The organism is Nocardioides sp., assembly GCF_031422975.1.
Taxonomy (GTDB): Bacteria; Actinomycetota; Actinomycetes; order Propionibacteriales; family Nocardioidaceae; genus Nocardioides.
This window is the reverse complement of sequence record NZ_JANPEO010000368.1, coordinates 1-5,737: the sequence shown is the minus strand read 5'-3', so window position 1 is coordinate 5,737 and position 5,737 is coordinate 1. Positions and strand designations below refer to the sequence as shown.

The 5,737-nt window shown below is 71.1% G+C and carries 6 protein-coding genes; 4 read left to right on the top strand and 2 right to left on the bottom strand.

Annotated elements, in window-relative coordinates:
• Positions 1 to 163: 163 nt before the first annotated feature.
• Positions 164 to 1,519 carry a hypothetical protein gene (locus RMO85_RS11105; RefSeq protein ID WP_310528786.1) on the bottom strand — a complete coding sequence of 452 codons (1,356 nt, stop codon included), beginning with the start codon at positions 1,517 to 1,519 and terminating at the stop codon, positions 164 to 166.
• Entirely contained in the window at positions 1,516 to 1,941 is a 426-nt protein-coding gene (locus RMO85_RS11100) for a hypothetical protein (RefSeq protein ID WP_310528785.1), read from the bottom strand. The genes RMO85_RS11105 and RMO85_RS11100 overlap by 4 nt, the downstream gene beginning before the upstream one ends.
• 171 nt (positions 1,942 to 2,112) lie before the next feature.
• Between RMO85_RS11100 and RMO85_RS11095 the strand changes: the two genes are divergently transcribed.
• The 4 genes from RMO85_RS11095 to RMO85_RS11080 all read left to right on the top strand — a co-directional run.
• The gene (locus RMO85_RS11095) at positions 2,113 to 2,697 is read left to right on the top strand and encodes a hypothetical protein (protein WP_310528784.1); all 585 of its coding nucleotides are present in this window, start codon (positions 2,113 to 2,115) and stop codon (positions 2,695 to 2,697) included.
• 70 nt (positions 2,698 to 2,767) lie between these two features.
• A complete protein-coding gene (locus RMO85_RS11090; RefSeq protein WP_310528783.1) occupies positions 2,768 to 3,856 on the top strand; it encodes an S-(hydroxymethyl)mycothiol dehydrogenase in 1,089 nt (362 codons plus the stop codon).
• Positions 3,853 to 4,461 (top strand): MBL fold metallo-hydrolase, encoded by a 609-nt coding sequence (locus tag RMO85_RS11085; RefSeq protein ID WP_310528782.1) that lies wholly within the window; start codon positions 3,853 to 3,855, stop codon positions 4,459 to 4,461. Before RMO85_RS11090 ends, RMO85_RS11085 begins: the two co-directional genes overlap by 4 nt.
• Before the next feature lie 22 nt (positions 4,462 to 4,483).
• Positions 4,484 to 5,737 (top strand): glycoside hydrolase family 3 N-terminal domain-containing protein (locus tag RMO85_RS11080; RefSeq protein ID WP_310528781.1); only part of this gene is annotated, 1,254 nt, incomplete at its 3' end.

The following is a 5,737-nucleotide window of genomic DNA, read 5'->3' as shown; positions in this document are numbered from 1 at the left end:
GGGGGCGGGGGCCCCGGCCGGGGCTTGTCCACCCACACGGGGGCTTTGGTGGCGGCTGTGGGGCCCTAACTGGTTATTATTGGTGGCGCGCCTTGGGCGCGCGACCTCGCGGCCGACTCTTCTCAACCCATCACCACCGTGGTGGCGTGAGCGGCTGCCTTCCTCAGTCCAAGACCCCCGGCGCGGCGGTGTCGTCGCCGAGCCAGTCCTGCTCGTAGACCAGCGAGTCGCGCTCGGTGCTGCGCTCGTCGTCCGCCTTCTTCGAGCGGCCGCCGGTGCTGGAGCCGTTGGTGCCACGGCGGAACAGGCCCTTGCCCTTGGTCGAGCCCTTGCCGGACGTGGACCCGGTGGAAGCGGAGCGACCGGCGCTGCCCTTGGTCGCGCCCGGGCGGACGCCGCTCTTGGCGGTCGAGCCTGCGGTGCTCGAGGGGGCGCCCCGGCCACCCGAACCGGATGCCGACGCACCCCGACCCAGCGCGCTGGGACTGCCGGTTCGACCGCCCGCGCCGATGCCGCGCACGGAGCCGGCTGCGGGGGCCTTCATCGAGCCGCTGATGGCCCCGCCCTTCATCATCCCCGCACCCAGGCCGATGCCGGCCGCGCCGGCTGCCGCTCCACCGCCGACGGCCGCGCTGGTGCTCGCCGCGCTGCCGGTCGAGGACGAACCGCTGGGGTGCAGGCCCTGATAACTGGTGCCGCCATCCGTGCCGCCCTGCACGTTGGTGGTGGGCACCTCGACCGGGTGGCGCGGCGTGAACCCGGGCGGTTCGTAATGGGGCGGGACCGGATTCGGATGGGGCACGGGTGGTTGGGGAGTGGGCGGTTGGGGTGTCGGCGTGGGAGTGGGTGTCGGCGTGGGAGTGGGAGTGGGCGTGGGCGTCGGATACGGGCTCGGCGTGGGAGTGGGCGTGGGCGCTGTGGGACCACCGGGACCACCTCCGGGGCCTCCCGGAACCGTGGGCGTGGGCGCCTGGGGGTCGGGCTCGCCGTGGATCTCCTTCATCACCAGCGCCGCCTCGCCGTAACCCTTGTCGAGCCTCTGCAGCGCGAGCCGGGCGCTGTCCTCGGCTGCCTGCTCGTTCGCCTCGTACTGCGCCACCCCGGTGTTGTACGCCGCGAGGTCCTGTGTCTGCTTCGGTGTCGGCTGGGCGCCCGGCAGCGGACCCTCTGGCTTGGTGGGCAGCTGGTTCATCGGGCCCGACAGCTGGAGGCTGTTGCGGGTCTTGATGGCTTCCAGGGCCGTGTCGGCGGCGATGCCGAGCGCCTCCGAACCCTGCAGCATGCTCGTGGCGTCCAGGTCGAGCTTGTCGCTGATCGTGGTGAACTTCGCAACCATCGCCTCGCCGGCCAGGCCCTCGATCTCGCTGTTGATCTTGGTGCCGCTGGCGCGGATCTTCTCGGACACCTTCGCCAGCAGCTCCGAGGAGCTGCGCCACTCGCCGACCGCTGCGACGATGTTCTCCTGGTCGGCGCTGTCCAGGGCCTGGATCAGGTTGTCGCGGTAGTGCCGGCTGCTCACGGGCTGCTCTCCTGCGTCGGCACTGCGGGCGGGGTGAGGCGGTTGTCGTCCAGCTGGTCGACGGCCTGCTGCGTGCGGTTGAGCAGGGCGGCGGTGGCGGCCTGCGAGTCGGCGTCGGCGCTCTCCAGCTCCTTGTCGAACTGCTCGATGGCGTCCCCGGTCGACTGCAGGCTCGCCACCGCCTCGAGGACGGAGTTGGACAGGTAGCTGTGCGCGAGCTTGGTGTGGTTGCCGAGGTTCTGGCCGCTGAATCGAGCGCCGAACCAGGTGGCGGGAACCTCGTTGAACGACCCGGCTTCGAGGGACGTCGACTCCTGCTGAAGGATCTTGATGATCTCTTCGATCACATCTGGCGGGACGGAGACGGACTGCAGCGTGTTCGCTATGCCCGACATGCCGCCGACGTCGGCGATGAGAACCATCGTGGTGCCTCCCCTTGGCTCCGGTGTCGATCCTGGACAGTGAGTGCGGGCAGTTCGGCAAAACCTGCGACCGCGCTCATTCCCCGGTTGTGCCGGCCCTAAACACCCCGTGTTGCGGCAGCACCTAATCTGATCGCCAGGATCGTATCTCGCCTCGGGAGGCAACACCTCGTGAACCACGTCAGCAAGATGCTCGGCTTCGTGCTGGTCGCCCTCGTCATGTCGGGGTGCAGCTCGTCGCAGGACTCGACCTCCGGCGGGTCCGACCCGGGCCAGGCCGCGACAACGACTCCGGTCGAGGAGCCCACCGGGGAGCCGACGCCGACCGTCGCGCCGGCGGCGGGCGAGACGATCAAGGTCAAGGGGATGTCGGCCAACCTCCCCGCTGAGTGGGTGGCGGGCACGGCGAGCGCCATCCAGGCGTCCGGCTACCCCCGGACCGATGCCGGTTCGATCATGACGCTGTTCCGCTTCCCGCAACTGCTGGTGGAGTCGCTCGACGAGCAGGCCCGCGACAACGCCACGCGCTCCGACTGGGACAACACGTTGAAGCGGCAGGACGACGTGACCGTCGACGGGCAGGTGGTCTCGCACCTCTCGGGCACGGTGAGGCCCGGGGAGTACGTCGACCTGTTCGCGACGCTCCTCGATCGGCAGCAGTTCGAGCTGGAGTTCAGCTTCGGCAACGGTGAGTCGAGGGCCGAGCGCGACGAGATCGTCCAGAGTGTGCTGGCGTCGTGGCGGTTCGCCGCATGATGCCCGCCGCAATGCCCACCGTGTGGCGGCCCGCCGGGCTGCGACAGACATCCAACGAAGGAGAGCTCGCATGCAGCAGGTGAAGGGCGTGGTCGCCCGCGGCAAGGGCCAACCGGTCAGCGTCGAGACGATCAACATCCCCGACCCCGGTCCGGGTGAGGCGGTCGTCAAGGTGCAGGCCTGCGGGGTCTGCCACACGGACCTGCACTACCGCGAGGGCGGGATCAACGACGACTTCCCCTTCCTCCTCGGTCACGAGGCCGCGGGCGTCGTCGAGGCCATCGGGGCCGGAGTCACCGGCCTGGAGGTGGGTGACTTCGTCGTCCTCAACTGGCGAGCCGTGTGTGGCAACTGCCGTGCCTGCCGCCGGGGTCAGCCGTGGTACTGCTTCGACACGCACAACGCCACCCAGAAGATGACCCTGGAGGACGGCACCGAGCTGTCCCCCGCGCTGGGGATCGGCTCGTTCGCCGAGAAGACCCTGGTCGCTGCGGGACAGTGCACCAAGGTCGACCCGTCGGCTCGACCCGCCGCCGTGGGCCTCCTCGGCTGTGGGGTCATGGCGGGTCTCGGCGCCGCCCTCAACACCGGCAACGTCAGCCGGGGCAAGTCCGTCGCCGTGATCGGCTGCGGTGGGGTCGGGATGGCCGCGATCGCCGGCTCGGCGCTGGCCGGCGCCTCGAAGATCATCGCGGTCGACATCGATGACCAGAAGCTCGAGTGGGCTCGCGGCATGGGTGCCACCCACGCGGTCAACTCGTCGGGCAATGACCCGGTCGCCGCGATCCAGGCCCTGACAGACGGCAACGGCGCCGACGTCGTGATCGACGCCGTCGGACGCCCCGAGACCTGGAAGCAGGCGTTCTACGCCCGCGACCTCGCCGGCACGGTGGTCCTGGTCGGCGTACCCACCCCGGACATGAGGATCCCCGACATCGCGCTGATCGACGTCTTCGGCCGCGGCGGGGCCCTCAAGTCGAGCTGGTACGGCGACTGCCTGCCCTCACGCGACTTCCCGATGCTCGTCGACCTCTACCAGCAGGGGCGGCTCGACCTCGATGCCTTCGTCAGCGAGGAGATCGGCCTCGGCGACGTCGAGGCGGCGTTCGCCAAGATGCACGAGGGTTCCGTCCTGCGCTCGGTGGTGGTGTTCGCGTGACGGTCCGTGTCGATCACGCGGTCACCTCGGGCACGTTCTCGCTGGACGGCGAGACGCATCAGGTGGACAACAACATCTGGGTCGTCGGTGACGACGACGACTGCATCGTCATCGACGCACCGCACTCGGTCGACGACATCCTCGCGGTGGTCGCCGGGCGCACCGTCAAGGCGATCCTGTGCACCCACGCCCACGACGACCACGTCCGGGTGGCCCCCGCGCTGCGCGCGGCGACGGGGGCGCCGATCCTGCTGCACCCGGACGACCGGCCGCTGTGGGAGCTGACCCACAGTGACGAGCTGTGGGACGTCGACATCGAGGACGGCCAGTCGATCAAGGTGGGAGGGGCCGCGCTGACGATCCTGCACACGCCGGGCCACGCGCCCGGCGCAGTGTGCATCTACGTCCACGACCTCGGCTGCGTCTTCACCGGCGACACCCTGTTCGAGGGTGGGCCGGGTGCGACCGGGCGGTCGTTCAGCGACGCAGACCTCATCAAGGAGTCCATCCGCGCCAGGCTCTTCGCACTGCCCGGCGAGACGGTCGTCCACACCGGCCACGGGGCCGACACCACGATCGGAGCCGAGCGCGAGAACGTCGGCTGAAGACGCCTGCGAGGATGGTCCGATGCGCCGGCTCGTCCCCCTGATCGTTGCGCTGAGCCTGCTCGGCTCGGCGTGCTCGGGCGACCCCGAGTCCGACGTGCCGGCGGCGAGCGAGTCGCCCGCGGCGAGTGCGGAGGCGACCGAACCCGCGACCCCGGCGCAGAAGCTCGGGCTGGTCGCGGGGTGGGGGCCGTCCGAGGCCGAGCTCGAGCACGCGGCCACCCTCGTGGGCCGGATGCGGCTGCCCGACCTGGCCGGTCAGGTGATCGTCGCGGAGTGGCGGGGCGTGGCGGCACCCGTGGCGCTGGTGCGCAGCCTCCACCTCGGCGGGGTGATCGCGTTCGCGGACAACGTGGCCTCCACGCAGCAGATCCGCGGTGTCAACGCCACGCTCGAGGGCGCCGTACGTCGCCGCTGGCCGCTCTTCCTCGCCGTCGACCAGGAGGGCGGCATCGTCGAGCGGGTGAAGGGCGACGCCACCCGGTTCCCGACGTTCATGAGTGCCGGCGCGGCCGACGACGTGCGGCTGACGAAGGACGCGGCCCGGGCCAGCGGCGCCGAGCTGCGCGGGCTGGGCTTCGATGTCGTGTTCGCGCCGGACGCGGACATCACGTCGGGTCCCGGCGACCCGACGATCGGCTCGCGGTCGGCGGGCTCGGACGCCGAGACCGTGATCGAACAGGTCGGCGCGGCCGTCGACGGCTACACCGCCGCAGCGCTCGTCCCCGTGCTCAAGCACTTCCCCGGCCACGGCTCGGTGCCGCAGGACAGCCACCTGACGCTGCCCGTGCAGACCCGCACCCGCAAGCAGCTGACGGCCCTCGACCTGGCCCCCTTCGCGGCGGCCGTCGAGCAGGGCGTGCCGGCGATCATGGCCGGCCACATCGACGTGCGCTCCATCGACCCGCGCGTGCCGGCGTCCATGTCGAGGGCGATTGTCACCGACCTGCTCCGTGACGAGCTCGGCTTCAACGGGCTCGTCGTCACGGACTCGCTCTCCATGGCGGGTGTGCGGGCGACGTACGACTCGGCGCACTCGGCAGTGCAGGGGCTGCGCGCCGGCAACGACGTGCTGCTGATGCCCCCCTCGCCGGCAGCCGCCCGCGCGGGCATCATCGCCGCCGTCAAGGCCGGACGACTGAAGCGCTCGCGCCTCGAGCAGGCCGCGGCGCGCCAGATCGCCCTGCTGCTGCACTACTCGGGCAGTCGCGAGCAACGCCAGGGGCGCGCGCCGGGCGCCGGTCGCGCGGCCTCGCGTGCGCTCAGTGCAGCCGCG